General features: G+C 58.6%; 20 protein-coding genes. 11 read left to right on the top strand and 9 right to left on the bottom strand.

From position 1 onward, the window contains the following. Window positions 1-4: 4 nt before the first annotated feature. Window positions 5-1,354, bottom strand: coding sequence for an aspartate aminotransferase family protein (locus tag ACID345_RS15985; protein WP_011523898.1), 1,350 nt, complete (start codon window positions 1,352-1,354; stop codon window positions 5-7). 110 nt (window positions 1,355-1,464) lie between these two features. Further along, complete coding sequence (locus tag ACID345_RS15980) at window positions 1,465-2,433, bottom strand: SDR family oxidoreductase (protein WP_011523897.1); 969 nt, start codon at window positions 2,431-2,433, stop codon at window positions 1,465-1,467. 537 nt (window positions 2,434-2,970) lie between these two features. On the opposite strand from ACID345_RS15980, the gene ACID345_RS15975 reads away from it, so the two are divergent. The 3 genes from ACID345_RS15975 to ACID345_RS15965 all read left to right on the top strand — a co-directional run bounded on the left by ACID345_RS15975 (window position 2,971) and on the right by ACID345_RS15965 (window position 7,188). Further along, a complete protein-coding gene (locus ACID345_RS15975; RefSeq protein ID WP_049761940.1) occupies window positions 2,971-4,272 on the top strand; it encodes a TolC family protein in 1,302 nt (433 codons plus the stop codon). Between the two features lie 2 nt (window positions 4,273-4,274). Further along, on the top strand, window positions 4,275-5,507 hold the full coding sequence (locus ACID345_RS15970) for an HlyD family secretion protein (protein WP_011523895.1): 1,233 nt from the start codon (window positions 4,275-4,277) through the stop codon (window positions 5,505-5,507). 82 nt (window positions 5,508-5,589) lie between these two features. Further along, window positions 5,590-7,188: a DHA2 family efflux MFS transporter permease subunit gene (locus tag ACID345_RS15965; protein ID WP_011523894.1), complete on the top strand. Its 1,599-nt coding sequence runs from the start codon at window positions 5,590-5,592 to the stop codon at window positions 7,186-7,188. 482 nt (window positions 7,189-7,670) lie between these two features. Here the strand turns inward: ACID345_RS15965 and ACID345_RS15960 are convergent, their stop codons facing one another. The 4 genes from ACID345_RS15960 to ACID345_RS15945 form a co-directional block, all read right to left on the bottom strand. After that, on the bottom strand, window positions 7,671-8,333 hold the full coding sequence (locus tag ACID345_RS15960) for a PilZ domain-containing protein (RefSeq protein ID WP_011523893.1): 663 nt from the start codon (window positions 8,331-8,333) through the stop codon (window positions 7,671-7,673). Between the two features lie 110 nt (window positions 8,334-8,443). Continuing rightward, window positions 8,444-9,673, bottom strand: a complete 1,230-nt coding sequence (locus tag ACID345_RS15955) for a hypothetical protein (RefSeq protein ID WP_011523892.1) — start codon at window positions 9,671-9,673, stop codon at window positions 8,444-8,446. A gap of 238 nt (window positions 9,674-9,911) precedes the next feature. Then, window positions 9,912-10,142: a hypothetical protein gene (locus tag ACID345_RS15950; RefSeq protein WP_148210138.1), complete on the bottom strand. Its 231-nt coding sequence runs from the start codon at window positions 10,140-10,142 to the stop codon at window positions 9,912-9,914. Between the two features lie 12 nt (window positions 10,143-10,154). After that, window positions 10,155-11,042 carry an SDR family oxidoreductase gene (locus tag ACID345_RS15945; protein ID WP_011523890.1) on the bottom strand — a complete coding sequence of 296 codons (888 nt, stop codon included), beginning with the start codon at window positions 11,040-11,042 and terminating at the stop codon, window positions 10,155-10,157. A 214-nt stretch (window positions 11,043-11,256) separates the two neighbouring features. On the opposite strand from ACID345_RS15945, the gene ACID345_RS15940 reads away from it, so the two are divergent. Beyond that, on the top strand, window positions 11,257-11,841 hold the full coding sequence (locus ACID345_RS15940; protein WP_011523889.1) for a TetR/AcrR family transcriptional regulator: 585 nt from the start codon (window positions 11,257-11,259) through the stop codon (window positions 11,839-11,841). A gap of 298 nt (window positions 11,842-12,139) precedes the next feature. Here ACID345_RS15940 and ACID345_RS25670 read toward each other — a convergent pair whose 3' ends face one another. Beyond that, window positions 12,140-14,971, bottom strand: coding sequence for a serine/threonine-protein kinase (locus ACID345_RS25670; protein WP_011523888.1), 2,832 nt, complete (start codon window positions 14,969-14,971; stop codon window positions 12,140-12,142). 192 nt (window positions 14,972-15,163) lie between these two features. Between ACID345_RS25670 and ACID345_RS15930 the strand changes: the two genes are divergently transcribed. Next, window positions 15,164-16,189 (top strand): ATP-binding protein, encoded by a 1,026-nt coding sequence (locus ACID345_RS15930; RefSeq protein WP_049761938.1) that lies wholly within the window; start codon window positions 15,164-15,166, stop codon window positions 16,187-16,189. Between the two features lie 87 nt (window positions 16,190-16,276). Beyond that, window positions 16,277-16,645, top strand: a complete 369-nt coding sequence (locus tag ACID345_RS15925; protein WP_011523886.1) for a hypothetical protein — start codon at window positions 16,277-16,279, stop codon at window positions 16,643-16,645. Window positions 16,646-17,152: 507 nt separating this feature from the next. Here ACID345_RS15925 and ACID345_RS15920 read toward each other — a convergent pair. Both ACID345_RS15920 and ACID345_RS15915 read right to left on the bottom strand, forming a co-directional pair. Then, window positions 17,153-18,049, bottom strand: a complete 897-nt coding sequence (locus tag ACID345_RS15920) for an energy transducer TonB (RefSeq protein WP_011523885.1) — start codon at window positions 18,047-18,049, stop codon at window positions 17,153-17,155. A gap of 125 nt (window positions 18,050-18,174) precedes the next feature. Beyond that, complete coding sequence (locus ACID345_RS15915; RefSeq protein ID WP_011523884.1) at window positions 18,175-19,206, bottom strand: diacylglycerol/lipid kinase family protein; 1,032 nt, start codon at window positions 19,204-19,206, stop codon at window positions 18,175-18,177. Window positions 19,207-19,324: 118 nt separating this feature from the next. Between ACID345_RS15915 and ACID345_RS15910 the strand changes: the two genes are divergently transcribed. The 5 genes from ACID345_RS15910 (at window position 19,325) to ACID345_RS15890 (ending at window position 21,794) form a co-directional block, all read left to right on the top strand. Further along, on the top strand, window positions 19,325-19,873 hold the full coding sequence (locus ACID345_RS15910; protein ID WP_011523883.1) for a rhodanese-like domain-containing protein: 549 nt from the start codon (window positions 19,325-19,327) through the stop codon (window positions 19,871-19,873). A 31-nt stretch (window positions 19,874-19,904) separates the two neighbouring features. Next, the gene (locus ACID345_RS15905; RefSeq protein ID WP_011523882.1) at window positions 19,905-20,417 is read left to right on the top strand and encodes an RNA polymerase sigma factor; all 513 of its coding nucleotides are present in this window, start codon (window positions 19,905-19,907) and stop codon (window positions 20,415-20,417) included. Between the two features lie 15 nt (window positions 20,418-20,432). Further along, window positions 20,433-20,837, top strand: a complete 405-nt coding sequence (locus ACID345_RS15900; protein WP_011523881.1) for an OsmC family protein — start codon at window positions 20,433-20,435, stop codon at window positions 20,835-20,837. Between the two features lie 141 nt (window positions 20,838-20,978). Beyond that, the gene (locus ACID345_RS15895; RefSeq protein WP_041855779.1) at window positions 20,979-21,278 is read left to right on the top strand and encodes a hypothetical protein; all 300 of its coding nucleotides are present in this window, start codon (window positions 20,979-20,981) and stop codon (window positions 21,276-21,278) included. Window positions 21,279-21,389: 111 nt separating this feature from the next. Then, window positions 21,390-21,794 carry a hypothetical protein gene (locus ACID345_RS15890; protein ID WP_041855778.1) on the top strand — a complete coding sequence of 135 codons (405 nt, stop codon included), beginning with the start codon at window positions 21,390-21,392 and terminating at the stop codon, window positions 21,792-21,794. Window positions 21,795-22,074: the final 280 nt, after the last annotated feature.

Raw genomic sequence — 22,074 nt, 5'->3', positions numbered from 1 at the left:
TGGATCAAATATTTACTGTTCTGCGGGCCAATGCAAGCGCATCTCCCCAAAAAGTTTTCGAAGAATGGACCACGTCCATAACCCGGCTGATCGCTGCCACGAAGGTGTCCATCTCCGCATCGGTCGCATTCAGGGGTGGAGCGACCTTCAACACCATGAAGTTGTTCCCGCAGATTTGGGTCAGAATATGCTCGTTCTTGAACATGCGCATCACTACCATCTGCCCGAACAGTCCCGGATGGATGTGCTGGAACGCCTCGAACGCGAGCCGCAAGGTGAGGGAACTCGGCGCCTTGAATTCGATCCCGCTCAGCATCCCGATACCCGGTATGTCCTTCACCATCTCATAAGACGACAGCGCATCCCGCAGCTGCCCACGCAGCGCTGCGCCCGCAACCAGCGCGCGTTTCCCCAGCTGTTCGTCTTCGAGAACCTCGAGCGTCGTGAGTCCCGCTCGCATCGCCAGCCCGTTCTCGCTGTAGGTGGATGTATGAATAATGGCGCGATCGATGGAACCATACACCGCGTCGTAGACGTCTTCGGTCATCAGTACGGCGCCCACGGGAATCAACCCTCCGCTCAGCGCCTTCGCCAGGATGACCATGTCCGGCTCCGTGCCGAAGTGGTGTCCTGCCAGAAATTTTCCGGTGCGATACATTCCGGTCTGCACTTCATCCAGCACGAACAAGCTGCCGTACTTGCGGCACAACGCCTGCGCCTCGCGAAGGTAGTTTTCCGCCGGCACGCGAATTCCGCCCTCCGACTGCACCGGCTCTACGATGTACGCCGCGTACTTCTTCGTTTTCAGTTGTGACTCGAGCGCCTCAAGATCGCCGAAGGGAACTGCTTTGGTTTCCGGTAGCAGCGGCCCCCAGCCCTTCGCCCAGGTCGTGCCTTCCATCAGCGACAGCGCTCCGCACGTCAGTCCGTGGAATGCGTTTTGTGCGTAGAGCAGTCCATTGCGCTTGGTGCGTGCCCGCGCAAACTTAATTGCCGCTTCCACGCCTTCGCTGCCGGAGCTGTTGAAGAAGACTTTGGTCAGTCCTCCGCCCGCGCGGTCACAGAGTTTCTCCGCGAGTTCACCCGCCATCTCGGGAACGTGGCTCTGCAGCATGTTGGGCCCATTGCGCTGCAACTCATCCACCAGCGCCGCCACAATCCGCGGATGGTTGTGCCCTGTGTTGTGCACGCAATAGCCGGAAAGAAAATCGAGGATCCGTCCGCCGTCGGTGGTGAAGAGCTCGGTTCCCACGCAGCGCTCGTACGACACATTCATCTGGAGCACGTCGAGCAGACGCACCCATTGCGGGTTCACTCGCTCCGCATAACTCGTGGACGTCGAAACGATCGGCAAACGTCTTTCCTCGCAGACAAGGCTGTCTGCCAAATTAGACGTTACAACATGGAATTCGCGGGCGCCTCTTCATGAATATGAAGAATTATTCATCCAAGCCCGAAGAATAACTACTTTCGTGCCGTCTCCACCGCATCTTCCGCCAGCGCCTTCCGATACCACTCCACCGTGCGATGCAATCCCGCGGGGAACATCACGGTCGGCTCAAATCCAAACGCCCGCTTCGCCTTGCTGATGTCCGCCAGCGAATGTTTCACGTCGCCCTTGCGCTCCGGCCCATGATGCACCGCCCCCGTATATCCAGTCATCTCGCGCAACAACGCGACGGTTTCATTCAGCGAGATGCGAGTTCCGGTAGCGACGTTGAACACTTCGCCTGCCACCCGTTCTGCCGGCGCATTCGCCAGCGCAATGTTCGCCTTCACCACGTTTTCGATGTACGTGAAGTCGCGACTCTGCTCGCCATCGCCGTGAATCGTCGGCGTTTCGCCGCGCAGCATTTGCGGAATGAATTTCGCCAGCACTCCCGAGTACTGCGAGCCCGGATCCTGGTAGGGTCCAAAGACATTGAAGTAGCGGATCGTCACCGTCTCCATTCCATGTACCGCGTACATAGAACGCAGGTAGTACTCGCCTGTCAGTTTCGACACCGCATAGGGCGAAATCGGATTCGCCAGCATCTCTTCGTTCTTCGGTAGGGTCGGCGTATCGCCATACGCCGACGACGAACCCGCGTAGATCACGCGCCGCACTCCGGCACGATGCGCCGCCTGCAGCAATTGCAATGTCCCAGTCACGTTGGCGTGGTTGGTGGCAAGCGGATCGGCAACCGATCGTGGAACGGAAGCCAGCGCTGCCTCGTGAAACACGACCTCCACTCCGTCGCAAGCCCGCCCCACTGCAGCCGGATCGGTGATATCTCCCTCGATGAACTCCATCCCTTCGAGTCCTACGAGGTTGCCGCGTTTTCCCGTCGAAAAATTGTCGATCCCGCGCACCGCTGCGCCACCTGCCAGCAGTTGCTGCGCAATTGAACGGCCGATAAAACCGGCCGCGCCGGTCACCAGGTAAAGCGCCATGCCAAATCGTCCCTTATCGCTCCACACGGAGCGCCACCAAATCCGATGCTATCACGCGATCTGCACCCCGAAACGAACCTCCATCCAGCGGCTTTTACGTCGGCGATCACACTTTCGGAATCATTCAAAAAGAGTTGCACCCGCCCATCCCAATTCCACATCCAATATTTGCGTATTTGCTACGCGGGTAAGTAAGACCCGCTCTGGCACTCGGCCTCTGCGCATTCGCGCTGCCTTTGTTGACGATAGGTCGCGTCGGCCTTTACCTTAATTTGTTGGGCCTTCTACGCCGTCGTACTCCTGCGCCGTCCGTGTCTCAGCGGTAGATTCCCTTGGGGGAAGAACGTGAGTTTTTCAGTTAATCCAAAAAGCTGTTTCTGGAAATTAACCAAACGGTTGAATCTTGCTCTAATTGCCTTTATTTGCTTAGGGATAGCCGTTTCTGCCAACTCCCAGGCTCCCGGCGGCGGTTTAACCGCTTCCCCCGCCGAGTCGCCCGCTGCCCAGTCTCCGTCGCAATCGCTCAGTGGAAGCCCATTGTCCGGCTCCGTGGTTGTGCTCAAGCCCACAGGCGACGTCCTCAACCTCAGCATTAAAGACGCCATTCAGATGGGCCTGAAATACAACCTCGGTGTCCTCCTCTCCACCGAGGGCAATGAGGCCGCTCGTGGCGCGAAGATCCGGGCCCTCGCCGAGCTCCTCCCCAATCTGTCCGCCCGCGTCGGTGGTGCCGTTCAGCAGGTCTCGCTCGCGCAGTTCGGATTTCCCGCGACCCTCACCGGCGGCAAACTCGTCATCGGTCCGTTCGCCTATTTCGACGCGCGTACCTACCTCACGCAAAGCGTCTTCAATTACACAGCGCTTCAGAACAATCACGCTGCCGATGAGAATCTCAAGGCCGCCAATCTCGACTATCGCAACACCCGCGATCTCGTTGTCCTCGTCTCTGGTGCAAGTTATCTGCAAGCTGTCGCCGCCACGTCTCGTGTAGATGCCGCGCAAGCTGAGTTCACAACGGCGAAAGCCACCTACGACCGCGCGGTGAACTTGCATACCGCCGGCGTCATTCCTGCCATCGACGTCCTTCGCGCCCAGGTCCAGATGCAATCGCAGCAGCAACGACTCCTCGCCGCCAAGAACGATTTCGAACGTTCGAAACTAAGCCTCGCTCGCGTCATCGGATTGCCCACCGCGCAGCAGTTTGCTCTTTCCGACAAAATTCCATACGCCCCGCTGCCTCCCGTCAGCTTCGACGACGAGTTGAAGCGCGCCTATGACAATCGCTCCGACTACAAAGCTGCGCAGGCGCGCGTAAAAGCCGCGGAAGATCAGCGCAAAGCCGCAGTCGGCGAGCGCATACCCACCGTCGCCATCAATGGCGATTACGGCGTCATCGGTCCGCACTTCACCCAGGCCAACGGGACCTTCACGGCCGCGGGCGGAATCAACATTCCGATCTTCCAGGGTGGACGCGCGCGCGGAGACATCACGCAAGCTGACGCTCTGCTCAAGCAACGGAACTCGGAGCTCGAGAACTTGCGCGGCCAGATCGAATACGATCTGCGTACCGCATTCCTCGACGTGCAAACCGCCGCCGAGCAGATTGATGTTGCCGGCAGCACCGTAAAGCTCGCGCACGATCAGCTCGAGCAGTCGCAGGACCGGTTCTCAGCCGGCGTTGCGGACAATCTTGAAGTCATCCAGGCCCAGCAGGCCGTCGCCGTTGCCAACGAGAACTACATTTCCAGTCTCTACGCTCATAACTTCGCCAAGCTCTCTTTAGTGCGCGCCGTCGGCGTCGCCGAGACCGCGGTGATGAATTTCCTCGGAGGGAAGTAAGCGTGCCCGAAGTCAAGAATCAAGAACTAGAAAAACCGAAATCCGCGCGTGAAGAAGAGCACCACGATCCCGAGACCGAACGTCCCGAGCGTCCGCGCAGCTTCTTCCAGCGCAATCCCGCGGCGCGCTGGATCTTCCTGCTCGTCCTCATCGCCCTCATCGTCGGTGCAGTCTTCGTGTGGCGTTACTACACCGTTCGCGAGAGTACCGACGACGCCCAGATCGATGGCCACCTCACGCCCATCAGCTCGCGCGTAAGCGGCACCGTCGTCACCCTGAACGTCACGGACAATCAGGTGGTGAACGCCGGAGACCTCATCGTCCAGCTCGATCCCAAGGACTATGAAGTCGCGCTCTCCCGCGTGAAAGCCGATCTCGGCGATGCCATTGCCACCGCCGAAGGCGCTCGCACCAGCGTGCCGATCACCACCATCAGCACCGGTGGCAGCCTCGACACCGCAAAGGCGAACCTTGCTGCCTCAAAGAAGGACGTAGATGCTGCGTCGGCACGCGTCGTTGAAGCCCAGGCCAACTACGACAAGCTCTCCAAGGATCTCGAACGCGCCAAAATGCTCGTCCAGAAAGACGAGATCTCGCGTCAGCAGTACGACTCCGCCGTCGCCGCCGAACAGGCCGCGAAAGCCACGGTTGATGCCGCGCAGGCGCAGTTCGCCGCTTCGCAGAGCCACGTCGCGCAGGCGCAGGCCCAGCTCCAGACCGCCGGCACCGCGCCGCAACAGGTCCTGGTTTCGCGCTCCCGGGTTGGTTCTGCCGAGGCGCAGGTCCAGCGTCAGCAAGCCGCCGTCAACCAGGCGCAACTCAATCTTGGCTACACTGCGGTTCGCGCTCCTGCCAACGGCATCATCAGCAATCGCACCGTCGAAGTCGGCCAGACCGTTTCTCCTGGCCAGCCTCTCGCCGCGTTAATTGATCTTGACGACGTTTGGGTCACCGCAAACTTCAAAGAAGACCAGTTGAAGAAAATGAAGATCGGCCAGAAGGTCAAGATCCACGTCGATGCCTTCGACAAAGACTTCGACGGCCATCTCGACAGCTTCGCTGGCGCCAGCGGCGCGCGTTTCAGCCTGCTGCCACCGGAGAACGCAACTGGAAACTACGTCAAAGTCGTGCAGCGCCTGCCCGTGAAGATCGTCTTCGAAAAGGGCCAGGACCCGCAGCACATGCTCCGTCCCGGATTGTCGGTAGTCCCGACCGTCCTCACAGATTCGAAGTAAGAAAAGTCACAACGGTCGCTCCCACAAAGAGGGAATCGCCACAGAGCGATGATCTTTGAGTTACTGACCGTTGGAGGTTTGGGTGTCGGCAACAACTGCGCCTCCGGGCGTTTTGGCAACAGAGGCAGGCGGCGTTCGCGAAATCAATCCGTGGTGGGTAACCGCCGCGGTGATGATGGCCGTTTTCATGGAGGTGCTCGACACCACCATCGTCAACGTGTCGCTGCCGCACATTGCGGGAAATCTCTCCGCCAGCGTTGACGAGTCAACGTGGGTCCTCACCTCGTATCTCGTCGCCAACGCCATCATCCTTCCCATGACGGGATGGCTTGCGAACCACTTCGGCCGCAAGCGCATCCTCATGTCTTCCATCATCGGCTTCACGCTCGCTTCCGTCGCGTGCGGCATGGCGCCAAACCTGTCATCGCTGATCTTCTTCCGCGTCGTGCAAGGCGCCACCGGTGGAGGTCTCCAACCGCTCTCCCAAGCCATCATGCTCGAGGCCTTCCCTGGCAAGAAGCGCGGGAAGGCGATGGCCATCTGGGCCCTCGGCATCGTCGTCGCTCCCATGCTTGGCCCCATGCTCGGCGGCTGGATCACCGACAGTTATAGCTGGCGCTGGATCTTCTACATCAACTTGCCCGTCGGCTTGCTCGCCACCATGATGTCGCAGTGGTTCATCTTCGACCCGCCCTACATCAAACGCTCGTCTGACGTCGTGGATTACTGGGGAATCGGCTTCTTAATCGTCGGCATTGGTTCACTTCAGGTCATGCTCGACAAGGGCCAGGAAGACGACTGGTTCGGCTCGCACTTCATCACCACCCTCGCCGTGCTCACGGTTGTCGGCTTGATCTTGTTCATCATGCGCGAACTCATGGCGGAGCACCCCATCGTAGACCTGCGTGTCTTTAGAGTGCGAACCTATGCCACCGGTGTCTTTCTCATGACGATTCTCGGCTTCGTGCTCTACGGCAGCACGGTGCTGATCCCCATCTGGCTACAAACACTCATGGGCTATAGCTCGCTCGAAGCCGGATTCGCCGTCCTCCCAAGAGGTCTCGGGTCGTTCCTCTTCATGCCTCTAGTCGGCGTGCTCATGGGATTTGTCGAGCCACGCAAGCTCTTAGCCACTGGCCTGATCACCGCCGGCGGCAGCCTCTACTTCTTATCGTTGTTGAATACCCAGGCCGGATATTGGGACTTCTTCTGGCCGCAACTCATCCAGGGCGCCGCCATGGGCCTCCTCTTCGTCCCGCTCACGACGATCACCAACGATCCCATCGCCCCCGAAAACATGGGCAACGCCACCAGCATCTTCAACCTCATGCGCAACATCGGCGGCAGCATCGGGATCGCCATGACGACCACGATCGTCGCGCGCAGCCAGCAGCTCCACTACAACAACCTCGTCCACAACATGAGCTCGTACAACCCCAAGGTCCAGCAAATGATGGCCGGCGCACGTGGCATGTTCATGTCGAAAGGCATGGACGCCCATTCCGCCGGCCTGCAGGCCTACCACTCCCTGTGGGGCATGGTCATGCAGCAGGCCATGATGCTCTCGTTCATCCGCGCCTTCCAAATCCTCTCCGGGCTCTTTTTCATTTGCCTCCCGCTAATCCTCCTAATGCGCAAACCCAAGCACAACGAAAAAGGCGGCGGAGGCATGGCCCACTAAACCGGTTTGCTTCGGCCCTGTCTTCAGGCTTTGTATCAGGGCACGGCTTCAGCCGTGCCGAAAAGCCGCAAAAGAAAAAGGGGCTTCAGCCCCTGTAAATGCGTCGCTGCCAGCCCACACTACCGCCCGCATCCCCACTTCTTTCTCTTATCATCCAGAGGAGTGAAGCGACGCGGGATCTGCTGTTTCTTCTCAAGAGCGCGTCACAAGTGAAAGAGCACGACTTCACAGGCTGCTGAAAAACTCGTATCGAAGCGGCTTTGTATCAGGGCACGGCTTCAGCCGTGCCGAAAAGCCGCAAAAGAAAAAGGGGCTTCAGCCCCTGCAAATGCGTCGCGGCCAGCCCACACTACCGCCCGCATCCCCACTACTCTCTCTTGTCATCCAGAGGAGCGTAGCGACGTGGGATCTGCTGTTTCTTTAACGTGCGCCAAAAGTGAAAAGGCACGGCTTCAGCCGTCCCGCACGCGTAGCGAGAAGCGCTACTGCCTCCGCAGCCACCGCGACAACATCTCTTTATCGCTACCCGTAAGCCCGGTGAACATCACACCGGCCTTGCCCGTGTCGTCGCTCCACACCACATTACCGATCCCTGCCAGATGCTTGGATTCACCCGGCAAATTGAGTGCCCAACCGATCGCAGTTCCGCTCGCGACCTGGCAGGGAAGTTGGATCGCCATGCCACCTTCACTCAAGTTGGCAACCGAAGCCTCAGTAACTCTCCCGCCGCCCACATCAATGTTTGCGGGCAGATCTACTTTCAAGCGCCGATAACGGTCCTGCTCGCGCAGCATCAATGAATGCGCGACTCGCAGTCCTCGCGCGATACTTGAGTCACTCAACGGTTGTTCGAGGACGAGATTGGCACCGCGCTTAAAACTCAGTCGCGATTCTTCCGCGGACGAGACCGCGATCACGATCGAACTGCGCGTCGAGGGAAGTTCGCGAATCGTCGTGAGGAACCCATTCCCCATGGATTCGGCGGAGGTGTCTACCACGATTGCTGCATATTTCCTGCGCCGCAGGCGCGCCAGCGCGGCGCCAGCATCGGCACATGCAAAGCTGTCAATGCCCAGGTTGGCCAGGCCTTCTCGTACCAGTTGCGCCTCGGCAGTCGTTCCACAAACCAGGACATTCACGGGCATACCTTGATGCTAGTCGCCCCCACCGCCGCCATCCAGATGACCACGGTCTCTTGCACTTCAGTTCAATCGCGATACGACCTTCCGCGCGCATCGAGTGGCCGAAATCCTGCCTATTTCGGCGTCTCCGGGAACTTGAATCCCAAATACGTCCCCGAACTGATTCCCATCAGCCCCAGCAAAGTCCCGCTGAAGTCCGGCATCGCCAAATCGCCATAAACCGCGCGTACAAAGATGATCCCCAGAACCAGCGTCCACACCGCAATCTGAAATCGGTGAAAGCTCACGCCACAACCATCGCGAACAATGTCCCGAAAGAACCCCATCGACGACGGCGCCGACGACACCGGCGGCGCATATAACAACTTGTTCTGCGCCACTGCCAACAAGTCCTGCTTTATACTCAATTCCTTGGCCGCGTCCGTGCCCGCTGCCGGTGCTGCCGCCGCCAAATCCTTGATCCGCTGTTGCAGCGCGCCAATCTCCGTCATCAGCACCGCGCGCGTCGTCTTCGCATCATCGCTTTTCTGGTGGTCCACAATCACCGCGCTCAATCCAGTCCCCGCGCTGATCCCGATCAGTGTCAGCACTGACGTCGTCAAACTGTTCTTGTCCGTCGTCATCAACCAGATGTACAGATACGACGCCACTGTCAGATAGAACCAGAACGCCATCTGCACCCGGCCCAAACTGTAGGGAAGCCGTAACGGCAGCTTCGGGATATCGGAACTCGTATCGCGCAATACGTCGGACCGGATCGCGATCACCACCAGCAGCACCAGCAGCGCCACGATCAGCGCAAGCACTGAAATCGTCAGCAGCTTCGGATAGATCCGCAGCGTTACGAACGCATCAGACACGAACGGCTCATCCTGCTGCACCCCCACGCCTACCGCAATCTTCCCGCCCGACCGCCGCGCCTCCGAGAGCAGCGCCACCCACCGCTGCCTCTGATCGTCCTGCGCCGTCTGGATCTTCAATGGAAAGTTGATGTAGTTTTGCGCCGGCGCAACCAATGTTGGCTCCAGGTCTGGCAACATGTGACCCGCCAGAAACAGCCTAAGCTTATGTGGATCGTTCGCAGCGCACTTCGACCAGGTATCCAGCCCTTGCACCGGAACCGTTAACGTCCCGCCCAGCGCCACCTCTTTGTTCATCCGCACATAGTCTTTGGTGCCCGGCACCTCGCCGTTGTCGTACTCCGTGCTCGGAGGCGACGCGTTGCATGCCTCTTCCTGTGCCGCCGCCTGCTTCTGCGCGACGTCCGCCGGCAGCGCCTGTCCACTCGCCGCCCCCATTGCAGAAACTAAAATCCAACTAATCCACCACGCGGACACCCGCATCGAAAACTCCTCTTGCTCAGCACAGCTCGCTGAAACACGTACTGGCCCTGTATTTCCGTGTAGTGTGCTTATGACTGTGGAATAGTCGGGAACAATACATCAAGTTAGGTGCGACCGAATAGCACCTATCGCAAACTGTCCTTCTTCGCGTCGCGCGTGTACCAATATCCGTCTGGAAAACAAATAAAAAAGGGCGCATACTTTTGCGCCCTGCTTTACCGACATGCTTACCGTCTTCCTACGCTGCTCCCACCGTCTCCAATCGCAGCGCTACTCTCTTCGCCACATTCACCGAAATCTCTCGCCACTCCCGCAGCGATCGCGGCACTCGCGCAGCTGACGAGATCTCGCCGATCCACTCCTTCGCGCTGCGCTCCGCCTCTTCACGTCCAAACATTTTCTTCACCGCGGCATAGAAGCTCGTCAACTCCCGCTCCGCCATCCCATTCAATTCCAAACACGGATTCATGAATCCCACTTTCTACAGGCCGAAATATTCCGGCCTATCGATGTCTTGAATAAGTCCCGGCTGTTGTGCGCGCCAGCCCAATGCCGCTTCCGTCTTCGCACTCGATGCCGGGCCGTCAATGCCCGCGAACATGGCCATCCACCCAAAATGTTGTGCCGCTTCTTCAACCGATTTCGAGACCGCGGCAACCTTAAGCCGCCTTCCGATAACTTCGGCAATCTGGCGGAAGGGAACACCCGCATCCCCGATCGCGTGATACCTTGCTCCCACTGATGCCTTTTCCAGCGCCAGCCGGTACAACCGCGCCGCGTCCAGTCGATGCACCGCTGGCCAGCGGTTCGAACCATCTCCCACATACGCAGCCGCGCCCTTCTCTTTCGCGATCTTTCCAAGCATCGGCACGAAGCCGTGGTCGCCATCGCCGTGCACGCTGGGCGGCAACCGCACTACGGATGCATGCACCCCGCGCTCCGCAAGCGCCGTCGCCGCATCTTCCGACTTCCGCGGAAAGTTGGAAGTCGACCCCTCGTCCTCGGTCGCGAACTCGCCCTTCCGCTCCACCAGCAGCGTCCCCGACGTCACGATCAGCGGGCGCTTCGATCCCGCCAGCGCCTCACCCAACGCGATAATCGCAACGCGATCTTTCTCCGCCGCCGGTCCGTAATTCGCGAAATCATGGATGAACGCACAGTGGATCACTCCATCTGCTTGGGCGGCCCCGCTGCGCAAACTCTCCGCGTCCTCCAGCGACCCGCAATGCACCTCCGCGCCTGCCGCTTTCAGCGCCTCTGCATTCGCGTCCGACCGCGCCAACCCCAGCACTTTGTGTCCCGCATCAAGCAGTTCCCGCACTACTGCCGAGCCCACAAATCCCGTCGCGCCTGTAACAAAAACCTTCATGCCGAGTCCCTCTTTTAGGAAGACGCCCCAAGGCCGCAGATATTGTGAATATTGACGGCCAGGCCCCTCATCGAATAAAACGGAGGATATCTCCGATTTAGGAGATAAGATAACCGGAGACAGTCTCCGGTTGCAAGATATTTACCAGTAGCTGTCATCCTGAGCGGAGTCGCGAAACGACGGAGTCGAAAGACTATCTCCGCAGAAGTGTCATATGCCAACCAAGACTTCCAAGCCCGCGCCTCGCAAGCCCCGCACGGACGCGCTCCGCAATCGCGAGCGCCTCCTCGAAATCGCCAAAGAGGCCTTCACCCGCCATGGCGCCGACGCCAGTCTCGACGACATCGCCAAAGAAGCCGGCGTTGGACCGGGTACGCTCTACCGACACTTTCCTACCCGCGATGACCTGATCTGCGCGGTCTATCAGAGCGAGGTCGAGAAGCTCGCCGCCGCCGAGCGTCGCTTCAGCGAAACCAAGCCCCCGGTCGACGCCCTGCGCGCGTGGATGCTGCTCTTCGTGGATTACATCGCCGCCAAGCACATCATCGCTCCTGCGCTAAACTCGATGGTCGGCGGTCCCTCGAAGCTCTATGAATGTTCGCGCGGCCTCATCGAGGGCGCCATCAACTCTCTCGTGAAACGAGCTGTCGAGAGTGGCGACATCCGCAAAGACATCGTGCCCTTCGATCTCCTCCGCGCGCTCATCGGAGTCGCCAACGTCGCCACCACCCCCGATTGGCAACAAAGCGCCAAGCGCCTGGTAGACATCCTCATCACCGGCTCGCGCCCCGCACGCTAGATGAAGTAGCCCCAGAATGCCTCGCGGCCAGCCCACACTCCACTCTCCCTCGCACCACTCTCTCCTGTCATCCTGAGGAGCGAAGCGACGAAGGATCTGCTGTTCTGCCGAGCGTGAGCCCCACTACACCCATCCCCGCAGCACTCTCTCTTGTCATTCAGAGGAGCAAAGCGACGAAGAATCTGCTGTTCTGCCGAGCGTGAGCTCGATCACTCCCATCCCGGCATAACTCTCTATTGTCATTCAGAGGAGCAAAGCGACGAAGAATCTGCTGTTCTCTTTAAACGAGCCACACGACTCACGGCTTTCCCGGAATCGGTTCACTCACCGCGGCATACTCTGCCTTCGCCTCCCGAAAAGGCGCCAGGTCCGCATCGGCATCCTTCCAGAGCGCCAGAAAATCCTGGTACGCACGCCGCGCTTCTTCGGTCTTGCCACGCATTCGTTCGGCGCGTGCCAGCTGCAAATGCGCCAACGCGAGGTTCACGAAATTCCCCACTGCGGCCGGATGATCAATCATCTTCTGAAACTCCAGCGCGGCCTCGTCCGCTTTCTGCAGCTTCAAATACGCAAGCCCTCGAATGTAGGTCGCTTCAGTTCCACTCGGGAAGACGGAACCGATTTCCAGCGTAGAGACGGGTAGCGTGGCGATCACGTCCTCGTACTTGCCTTGGTTGTACGCGATGATGCCGCGAATCGTCGGAATGTTGGAGCTTTGGATGCTCGTATCGAGCGGATGCTCTTTCGCCAGGCGATCAGCTACTGCCGCGGCCGCCGCTGAATCTCCGGCGCGCGCTAACGCAATCGCCGCGATGGCCTCGACGTGCGGATCATCGGTGTCCGTCAACGCCTCCGTCGCCAGGCGAATCGCATCTTTCCGGTTTCCGATTTCGGCCTCACGCCACGCTGGCACCGCCAGGTATTCCGCCACCCGGTCTTTCGCGTTATCTTTCCCCGCCGCTCCGCGCGCCTGACGGTCCATCTCCCGCGCGTTCTTGTAGCGCCCGTGGTAGCTCTCGGTGTCTGCCGCCAATCGCACCACGCGGTCTTCGTAATTCGCGCGCCCTTTTACCGCATCCAGTTGCTCGCGCATCCCGCCTTCATCGTTCTCGAAGAACGCAATCAGGTAGCGGTTCTCGCGCATCGCCTCGTTGTCCAGGTTGCGTTTACGCGCCTCGTCATAGGCCAGTTTGGCCTCGTCCCATTTGCTCAAGTACAAATACGTTGCCATCAAATTTGAGTACGGATAAAACTTATCCGGAGCCAGACGCCGCGCCGCCTCGTGACTGCGTGCCGCCTCCTGGTGATTGCCCGATCGCAGGTACGCAAGGCCGAGAAAGGTGTAAAACACAGGGTCGTCCGGATACGATTGGATCGCCTGCTCGCACGTCGCAATCTGTTTGGAAAGCTCACCCGTCACATTGCGATAAAAAGCCGCTTCAATCTGGAAGCGTTCGCGCTCCGTCACTCGATTGCGCAGTTCGAACGCCTTGGTCATTGCCGCGCTCGCCAAATCCTGTTGTCGCGAGTTGTAGTACGCCGATCCCAGGCTGAAGTAAGCACTGGCAAAATTCGGGTCCAGTTCCACCGCACGCTGCAGGTAGGGAATTGCAGCCACGCTGCTGGTTTGCCTGGTTGCGAGCGCCCCCGCAGCCAATGCCTGCAGGGCCGGCAACGACGCTGTCGTCGCATCCGGCAGCGCCTTATCGAACTGTTGCAACGATGGCAACGACTCACCCATCTTCTTGCGAAGCTGTTCCGCGGCACTACCCAGCGCAGCGATCACTCCGTTGCTGTCCTTCGCCGCCGTCGTCGCAGTGGCGATCACTTTGCTGTCGCTGCAGCCAACGCCTTCCAGCATCACTGCGTAGCGTTCTCTGTCCTGGCGAATGGAGCCGGAGAGGAACGCTTTGCCACCATTCCGAATGCATATCTCGCGGGTCACGTCGCGCGAATACGCCGTGTCGGGTGGTTTCTCCATCCTCTTCAAGGTGTCCGTCATTTCGCGATCCGTTGCGATCTTGAAGAATGGCGATTGCGCCAGGCTCACGACTAATGCTGGTCGCAGCGTGCGATCGAAGGTCGCGTCGCCGGTAAGGTTCGCGAGGTCGCCGATTACGATCTTGTCCTGCGAGTGCAGCCCGCTGCTGCTCCGATAACGCAGGAAGAGCACCGCCACGATCAGAACGGCCGCAATCATCGCGACGACGAGCGTCAGCGTAAAACTACCGGATTTGTTCGCAACTCTGGCGTGCGGATCCGGCGCCACAACAGGCTCTGCTTCCGGATCCTGTTGCACCCGAACCAGGTCGTCGCGAAGCTCCGCCATGCTTTGGTAGCGCTTTTCGCGGTCTTTTTCGAGACACTTCCCAACGATTCGTTTCAGCCCGGCAGGAGTATTGGGGATCTCCTGCACCGGAATGACGGGCGTGTTCTGCACCACCGCGAGGAACACGGTGCCGGTGGTCTCGCCCTCGAACGGCGTTATACCGGCGAGCATCTCGAAAAAAACCGTGCCCAGCGAAAAAATATCCGAGCGTTGGTCCAGCGGCTTGCCGAGCGCCTGTTCCGGAGACATGTAGGCGACCGTTCCAAAAGCCCACCCGCGCGTCTTGGTCGCGTCATCGTCATCGCCGGTATTTGTGCCGAGCTGCTGGATGCCCATCTTCGCCAGGCCAAAGTCGAGAATCTTCACCCGGCCACGGTCGGTGATGAATATGTTCGCGGGCTTAATGTCACGGTGCAAAATGCCGTGTCGATGCGCGTCTGCCAGCCCCTCGGTAATTGAGATTGCGATCCGAAAGAACTCTTCGATCGCGAAAGGGCCGCGCTCTTTGATCCGTTCGCGGACGTTCGCCCCTTCCAGGTACTCCATCACAATGAAGGTGCGGCCTTCGTAATCGACAATGTCGTGGACGGTGCAGATGTTCGGGTCGTTCAGTGCCGAGGAAGCCTGCGCTTCCCGCCGGAACCGGGCGAGCACCTCAGGGTTGTTGGCAAACTCTTCGGGAAGAAATTTCAGCGCGACGAAACGTCCAAGCCGCGTGTCCTGCGCCTTGTAGACAACGCCCATCCCACCAGACCCAATCTCTTCCAGGACCTGGTAATGCGCTATGGAGAGCCCTTCCATGAATGGCTGAGGATCTACAGGAGTTTAATACGGCAGTGGATACTAGCGGCGCGACAAAACGATGCCCATTATCACCCAAGGAAAAACCACGAAGCGAATCGAAAGAAATCGCAAAATGATCCCTCTACTATTTCGTTGAAATGACGCGAAGGCTGCTTTGTAATAAAGAACGAAAGAACATTCGTCACGTTTATGGAAAATCTCGCGGACAAGATGGCGAGTGTGGTTCTGCCGGCCTTGGAAAGCTCACCCATTCCGAGTTGGGCGGGAGACTCGCTCGTGCAACGGAGTCATTTCAATCCCGCCTGGTTAAAACTCACTGGGCGCACCCTCGCGGAGTCCATCGGTGAAGGTTGGATCGCCTGTGTGCATCCTGATGATCTCTTACCCCTGCGAGCGGCGCGTACAAATGAAAGTGAGGGGCATGCCGCCGAGTATCGCCTGAGAGATGCCTCCGGAAACTATCGTTGGATGCGCGATATGGCTACCCCGGTGACGATTGGCGATCATCATGGGCTGCTTGGCTATTGCATCGATATTGAGGGGCAGAAGCAGGCGGAACATGCCCGTCGCGAACTCGCGGAGCGCCTCGTCACCGCTCAGGAAGCCGAGCGTGCCCGCATCGCCCGCGAACTCCACGACGACATCAGTCAGTCCCTCATGATCCTGACCTTCCAGATGGAGCGCGCTGGAAAGCCGGTCTCCAACGAGCCCGGCAAACGCCATCCCGATGCGCCAGCGTTGGCCGATGACCTTCGAGAAGTCGTGCGACGAATCTCGAAGATGGCGCATGAACTGCACTCTTCAAGTCTCGAGTACCTCGGATTGTCCCGTGCCATCCAGGGCGCTTGCCGCGAGTTTTCGAAGCAATGGAAGATACCTGTGGATTGTGAACTCGTCGATCTGCCCCAGAAGCTCGACAACATGACCTCCCTTTGCCTGCTCCGCATTACCCAGGAGGCGCTGCACAACATCGCCAAACACAGCCGCGCCACCAACGTTACGGTTCAGCTCTCTAGCACGGAAGATCAGCTTAAGTTGGTCATTCGCGACAACGGCATCGGTTTCGATGTCGAGCAGGCAAAGCTGGCAGGCGGCATCGGATTGCTGAGTATGCGCGAACGAACCAACCTCGTTCACGGTACTCTCGCGCTCGTCTCAGTCCCCGGCCAGGGAGCCACCGTTGAATGTTCCGTGCCGTTCAATCATGACCATTGACCGGTTGTGTTCTTCGGGTAGTGGATGACAGCAGCTCGTCGGTAAAGCTAAACTTCCCAAACCCGCCTTCGTGGCCAACCTGAAAAGATGCCGATTCGTTACGTGATCGATAAAGAACGCCGCCTTGTGCTCAGTACGATCACGGGCGTCCTTACGTATGCCGAGGCTCGCGCGCACCAGGACAAGCTCCTCGCGGATCCCGAGTTCGATCGTACCTACCATCAGCTCATCGAGTCGTTGCAAGCGGAACTGATCGAGTTGTCGGCGGAAGAAATACGCACCATCGCCACCCGCAGCGTGTTCTCACCCACTTCCAGGAGAGCACTGGTTGCGGTGAACCCGGCCTTCTTCGGGGTCGGCCGAATGATGCAGACCTATCACCAGCTCACGCACACCGGCACCCAGGTTGAGGTCTTCCGGACCGTAGCCGAAGCCTGCCGCTGGCTTGAAGTCTGAGCCGTCCAACTCTCTCACGGCCAGCCCAAACCTCTCCATCCCTCGCCCGACTCTCTCCTGTCATCCTTGAGGAGCGAAGCGACGAAGGATCTGCTGTTACCGCCTCGCGCCAGCCGAGCTGCACGATCCCCCGCCCAACTCTCCCTTGTCATTCAGAGGAGCGCAGCGACGAAGAATCTGCTTTTACCGCCCGTCGAAAGCCCATGTACTTGTCAGTAAACAAAACCCTTCACCCCGCATGTACCACCTTTGCGGCAAACAGCGCGACACGACCACTTTTCTGGTTTTACGATCGCTTTTCACGGCTTTCGAGGCGACGAAACCGCCGGCAAAACCGAGTCCTTGTAGAGCAGTCCGATTTCTAAGTCCGCAGTAAATAAGCACTTAGAAAATTTTGTTAACTAACTCATAAACTTCGGGTTTTACCTGCAGTTTTCCCTGTTTCTTCCCGCTAACCTGGAAAAGAAAAGGCGCGGATTGCCCGCGCCAGCGCCTTTTTGAACTTGTTTAGTAGAGGTGGAAACTGACTTCGATGCTGACCATCACCGCCACCGGCACGCCGTCTTTCTTCGCCGGTTCGAACTTCCACTCTTTGATTTTCTCAATGGCTTTCTCGTCAAGACCCATGCCCAGCGAGCGTTGCACCCGCGGGTCATGCGCTCTTCCGTCCGGTCCAACCACAACCGCGAGAACCACCACGCCTTGATATTTCGCCTTGCGCGCTTCTTCGGAGTAGTCCGGCTCCGGGTCATAAACCGCGACCGGTGCGCTCACGCCATTTCCCACGCGATAAACTCCGCCGCCGTAGCCACCACCCCACCCCGGTCCCACACCCGGTCCGCGTCCCGATCCGACGCCACCACCCGAACCGCTGCCAATGCCGCCACCAGCGCCGGTTCCGTTGGATGGGGCACCCATGATTTTCGCGAGCGGATCGCCGAGATCACCGGTCTTCAGCACCGGAATATTCGGCGGCGCCACGACGGATGGTTCCACGGCGAGCTTTGGGTTTTCATTGCGGACGACGACCGCAGGAGGCGTGATTTGAATGTCGGTCTTGATCTTGGGTACTGCGCCCTTGGGGGCCGCGAGTTTGTCGCGATCGCCGCCGCCGCCACCGCCGCCCATGGCCTTGTTGCCGACGGGCATCGGGAGATACTCGCCGATGTCGGTAGCCAGGGTCGAAACCTGCTTCTGAAGGACTTCTTTGTGGGTGAAGGTCCAGTGGCTCGCCCAGATGACGAGGAGGACCGTGAACATATTGATCGCGTACGAATAGTAGAAGGACTTGCGATCGACGGCGTAGCTGTTTTCCGCGTCCAGCATCGTCAGGCGGTAGCCCGAATCTGCTGGGGGAACCTCAGGATCAGGTAAAGTCGGTTTTTCCAGGGCGGACGTCGACATAGCCGTTGTTGTTAAAAGTATAGACCGTGATTGTTGGAAAAGGTTTCCAAATTTTCGTGTTAAGGGAATCCTTTTGAAGCGGAAGTCCCTGGCGAAATGCGTTTTGTCCCCACTTTGATGGCGGGCTAAGGGCCAATTGCCCGCAAAGCCCGCGGAACGACTGTCAGTTCTACCGGCGTCTCGCAGACATATTCTCCATCGGCATAGATCGGCATGGGCTTCTCGGTGGAAATCCTAAGGCGGTCGGTCTGGAGGTACTCGATGTATTTGAGCGAGAGATGCGTTCCCGAAAAGACGCGCCGGAAGAAGCGCAGGACGGTCAACGGGCCCACGCCGCGAACGAAGCAGACGTCAAGTTCTCCGTCGTCCATTTCGGCCTTCGCGGTGAGGCGCATGCCTCCACCGTAGCTAGAAGTGTTGCCGACAGCGCAGAGCAAGGCGGGTTCGTCGATTTTCGCGACCCAGCCATCGTCGGTGGGCGCCCACTTGGGCGCGGGGAGCGAGACCGTGATGCGCGCGGGCTTGTAGGAGAAGAGAGTGCGTGCGGCCGCCAGCGTGTAGCCACCGTGGCGCCGCAGCCATGACGTCATATTGTTAGCGCGGCGGTTGGCTTCACTATCGAAGCCGACGCCGGCGACACCGCAGAAATAGCTCGGCAACGCGGCAAGATGCTGGCGCTGCTCGATGAGGTGACGGAGCTGCGACTCCATGATCTTGGGGCCGAGGACTGCGAGATGGTTCGCGGGATCGAGTTGGCTGGCTTCGAGTTCGCGGGTCCAGGCGTCGTCGGACTGGAGGGGCTCGTCGGGAAGCTCGGATTTCAAGTGGGTGATGGTGCCGGCATCAATTTCGCGAACGTTGGTGCCCGCGCTGACGAACTTCTTCCAGGCATTGAGGGCGTCGTGGACGCTGTGAATGCCGAGGGAGCGCGCGATGTCGTTGCCGCCGCCAAGCGGTACGTGCAGAAACGGCGTGCGGCTTTCGACCAGAGGGGCGAGGTGACGATGGAGGGTGCCGTCGCCGCCAAGGACGATGGCTGCGCCCGGACGGTCGGTGGGATCCATATCGTTGCCGGTAAAGATGTTGACGCCCGGCAAGTCGAATTTCTTAACGAGGGCCTCGTCGGCACGCGGACCGAGGAGGGCAATGACACGCAAAGGATTGCTCCGAAGTGAAGTGCTCCGAGAGTAACGGAAGAGTTCGCCCCCACCAAAATATTTCTTCGTCCGCGAATCCTTTGGGTTGCGCGGGCGCTCTCCCTCAATAGGAGAAGAAATGTTCAAGCTGATCGAAACGTCAGAACTATCGGGAGGTGAGCAGATTGTGGATGTTCGTACGCCATCCGAGTTCGCGACAGGGCACATTGCGCAGGCGGTGAATGTGCCGCTGGACCAGATCGAGTCACGCATTCAGGACGTTGATCCAGGGCCGATCGTTTTGGTGTGCAAAGGCGGCACCCGCGCAAAGATCGCGGCGAACTTGATCGCGCCTTGCCGCAGCGATGTAGCGGTGCTGGCCGGCGGCATGGATGCGTGGTATCGCGCGGGAAATTCGGTGGTGGTAAACGCGAAGACGCGGTGGTCATTGGAACGCCAGGTGCGGTTTGGGGCAGGGGTTCTTGTGCTCGCGGGAGTGGTGGCGTCGTTGACCGTGCATCCCCGGTTTGTGTTTCTGAGCGCCTTCGTTGGGGCGGGGCTGACGTTTGCGGGATTGACGGACTTCTGCGCGATGGGTGAACTACTGGCAAGGATGCCGTGGAACCGCGGCTCCAAGCTGAGTGCAATTCGGAACGGGAACGGTACGGTTTGCACAGTGAAGGATTGAGTTGGCGTCAGGCCAATGAAAAGATCGAAGGATGGATTTTGAGGAGCTCGCGAACGAGCACAAAGACGCCGTCTATCGGCAGATGATCCGGGTATGCGGTAATCGCGAAGACGCGGAAGACGTGCTGATCGAGGCTTTGCTCAAGGCATATCGCAACCTTGAGAAGTTGCGGGATGCGGAGGCATTCCGCGGATGGCTGGCGATTATTGCGCGAAGGATTTGCTGGCAGGTGAAGGAGCAACACGCGCTCGCACCGCTGCTGCAGCTCTCGGCGCTCGAGGATGAAGGCAGGCAGATTGCGTCGCCGGAAGAGCCAGCGGATGCGAAGTTGGCGATGCGGCAGATGAAGAGTGTAATGGCAGCGGCGTTGGCGGCGCTGCCGCCAGTGGACCGCGAAGTTTACGAGTTGCGCGATATCCAGGAGTTGCCGGGCGAGGAAGTGGCACAGCGGTTGAAGATTTCGTTATCGGCGATGAAGTCGCGGCTGCATCGGGCGCGACGTGGGTTGCGCGAGCAGATCGATGCGGCGTTAACAGGGAAGTAGAGAAAGGAAACGGCCATGGAAGTCACAGTCAATCATCTGGGAAGCGTGCAGTTCGAAATCAAGGCGCGGCAGCACACCATCGTATGCGACCAACCAGCAGAGAATGGCGGGTTCGATGAAGGGATGACGCCGCCGGAACTGATGCTGGCATCGCTGGCATCCTGCGCCGGATTTTACGCAGCGCAATATTTAAAGAAGTTCAAGCTGGCGACCGAGGGAACGAAAGTCCGGGTGACGGCCGAGAAGTTGAAGGAACCGCCGCGGTTGGGAATATTCACGATCGAAGTGGATGCGCCAGTGGAACTCAGTGAGGAGCATCGGGCGGGCGTGGAGCGGGCAGTGCATCATTGCCTGATTCACAACACGCTGTTGCATCCGCCGAAGATTGAGTTGGTGGTGAAGAGTTTGTCGGCAGTGTAGGGTCAGGCAATCACATTCCTACTTCTCGAAAATCGCGAGAAGTGGGGCCACCGAGCTTATCGCAAAGTAATCCCGGTGAGGGAAAATAGGTAGTGGCAAGCGCTGTTATCGCCAACAATCTGCTGCTAGGATGCGAAGCCGATGCAACTGACTGGCATTGTGTTATTTGCTGTCGCGGCAATTTTTTACCTTCGGCCGTGGAAATACATCCACCGGCTCGTCACGGAAGTTAACCAACAGAACCCCCAACGACGATACTCGACGCTGAATTGGCTGGGGTTGTGGGGAGGGCAGCGCTATGAACCGTGGCGACTGCATTCGCGGTTCTATCCATCCAGTTCAGTTCGAAAGCAGATTAGTTGGAATATCGCGATGACGCTTACTCTTTGGTTCGTGCTAATCATGGTCGAAGTGCGCTGGTTCCTCGCGGCACATCCCTGATGGCGTCCATTGCTGGCGGTAAATCCCCATATCGCAAGTAAACCCGATGTGGCACGATTTACTAGTGGTAAGGGCTGTTACCAGCAGCAAATAATGACAAGGAAAGACTACATGCCTAAGTATTCGTTATTACTTGCCTCAGCGGTTCTATTCGTCGCAACTCAAATGTTCGCGCAAGTTGAAAGAATGGAGATGATCGGCGCTTTTCGCATTACTTGTCCACCTGAAGAAATATTTCAACTCAAACTTGTGGGAGGTGGAGAAGGTACGCTTATCGTTAACGTCTTGGGAGGACTTCCAAGGTCAAAGAGCAATGATGCCTCAGCTCTTCCGATGACCGCACGCTTCTGCCCGGACGAAGGCGAATGCAAGGAGTCACAAGGGACGATTATTTTCGATACTGTCAGCATAGAGGAAGTTACAGGCGCATTCACAGTCAAAATACCTCGTGCGGGCATGTGGAACGTGCACTTTCGAGCGAAATACATGGAAAAACAAGTACCAAAGTGCCTGTAGCCCCAATCACTGGACGGCCTGTCTTATTAACTGTGGAGTCGCTCTCCTTGCGCAGTTTACTGTGTTCGCAAGTAGCACCGACAAAATCTGGAGCGCCTTCTGGCCAATAGCGGGATGAACTTTCACAGGCGGACGTTTTTACGGACATGCATGGCATCGCCTGCCGAACTGGGTGGTTCGATTTACTGCTGGTAAATCCCCTTACCACAAGTAATCGGGCGGTGCCAAAATAGGTAGTGGTAAGGGCTGTTCCCAACAGTTATCTTGCAAAGCGGCCCTT

It is taken from the genome of Candidatus Koribacter versatilis Ellin345, assembly GCF_000014005.1.
Lineage (GTDB): Bacteria > Acidobacteriota > Terriglobia > Terriglobales > Acidobacteriaceae > Korobacter > Korobacter versatilis_A.
This window is presented reverse-complemented; position numbering and strand designations above follow the sequence as displayed.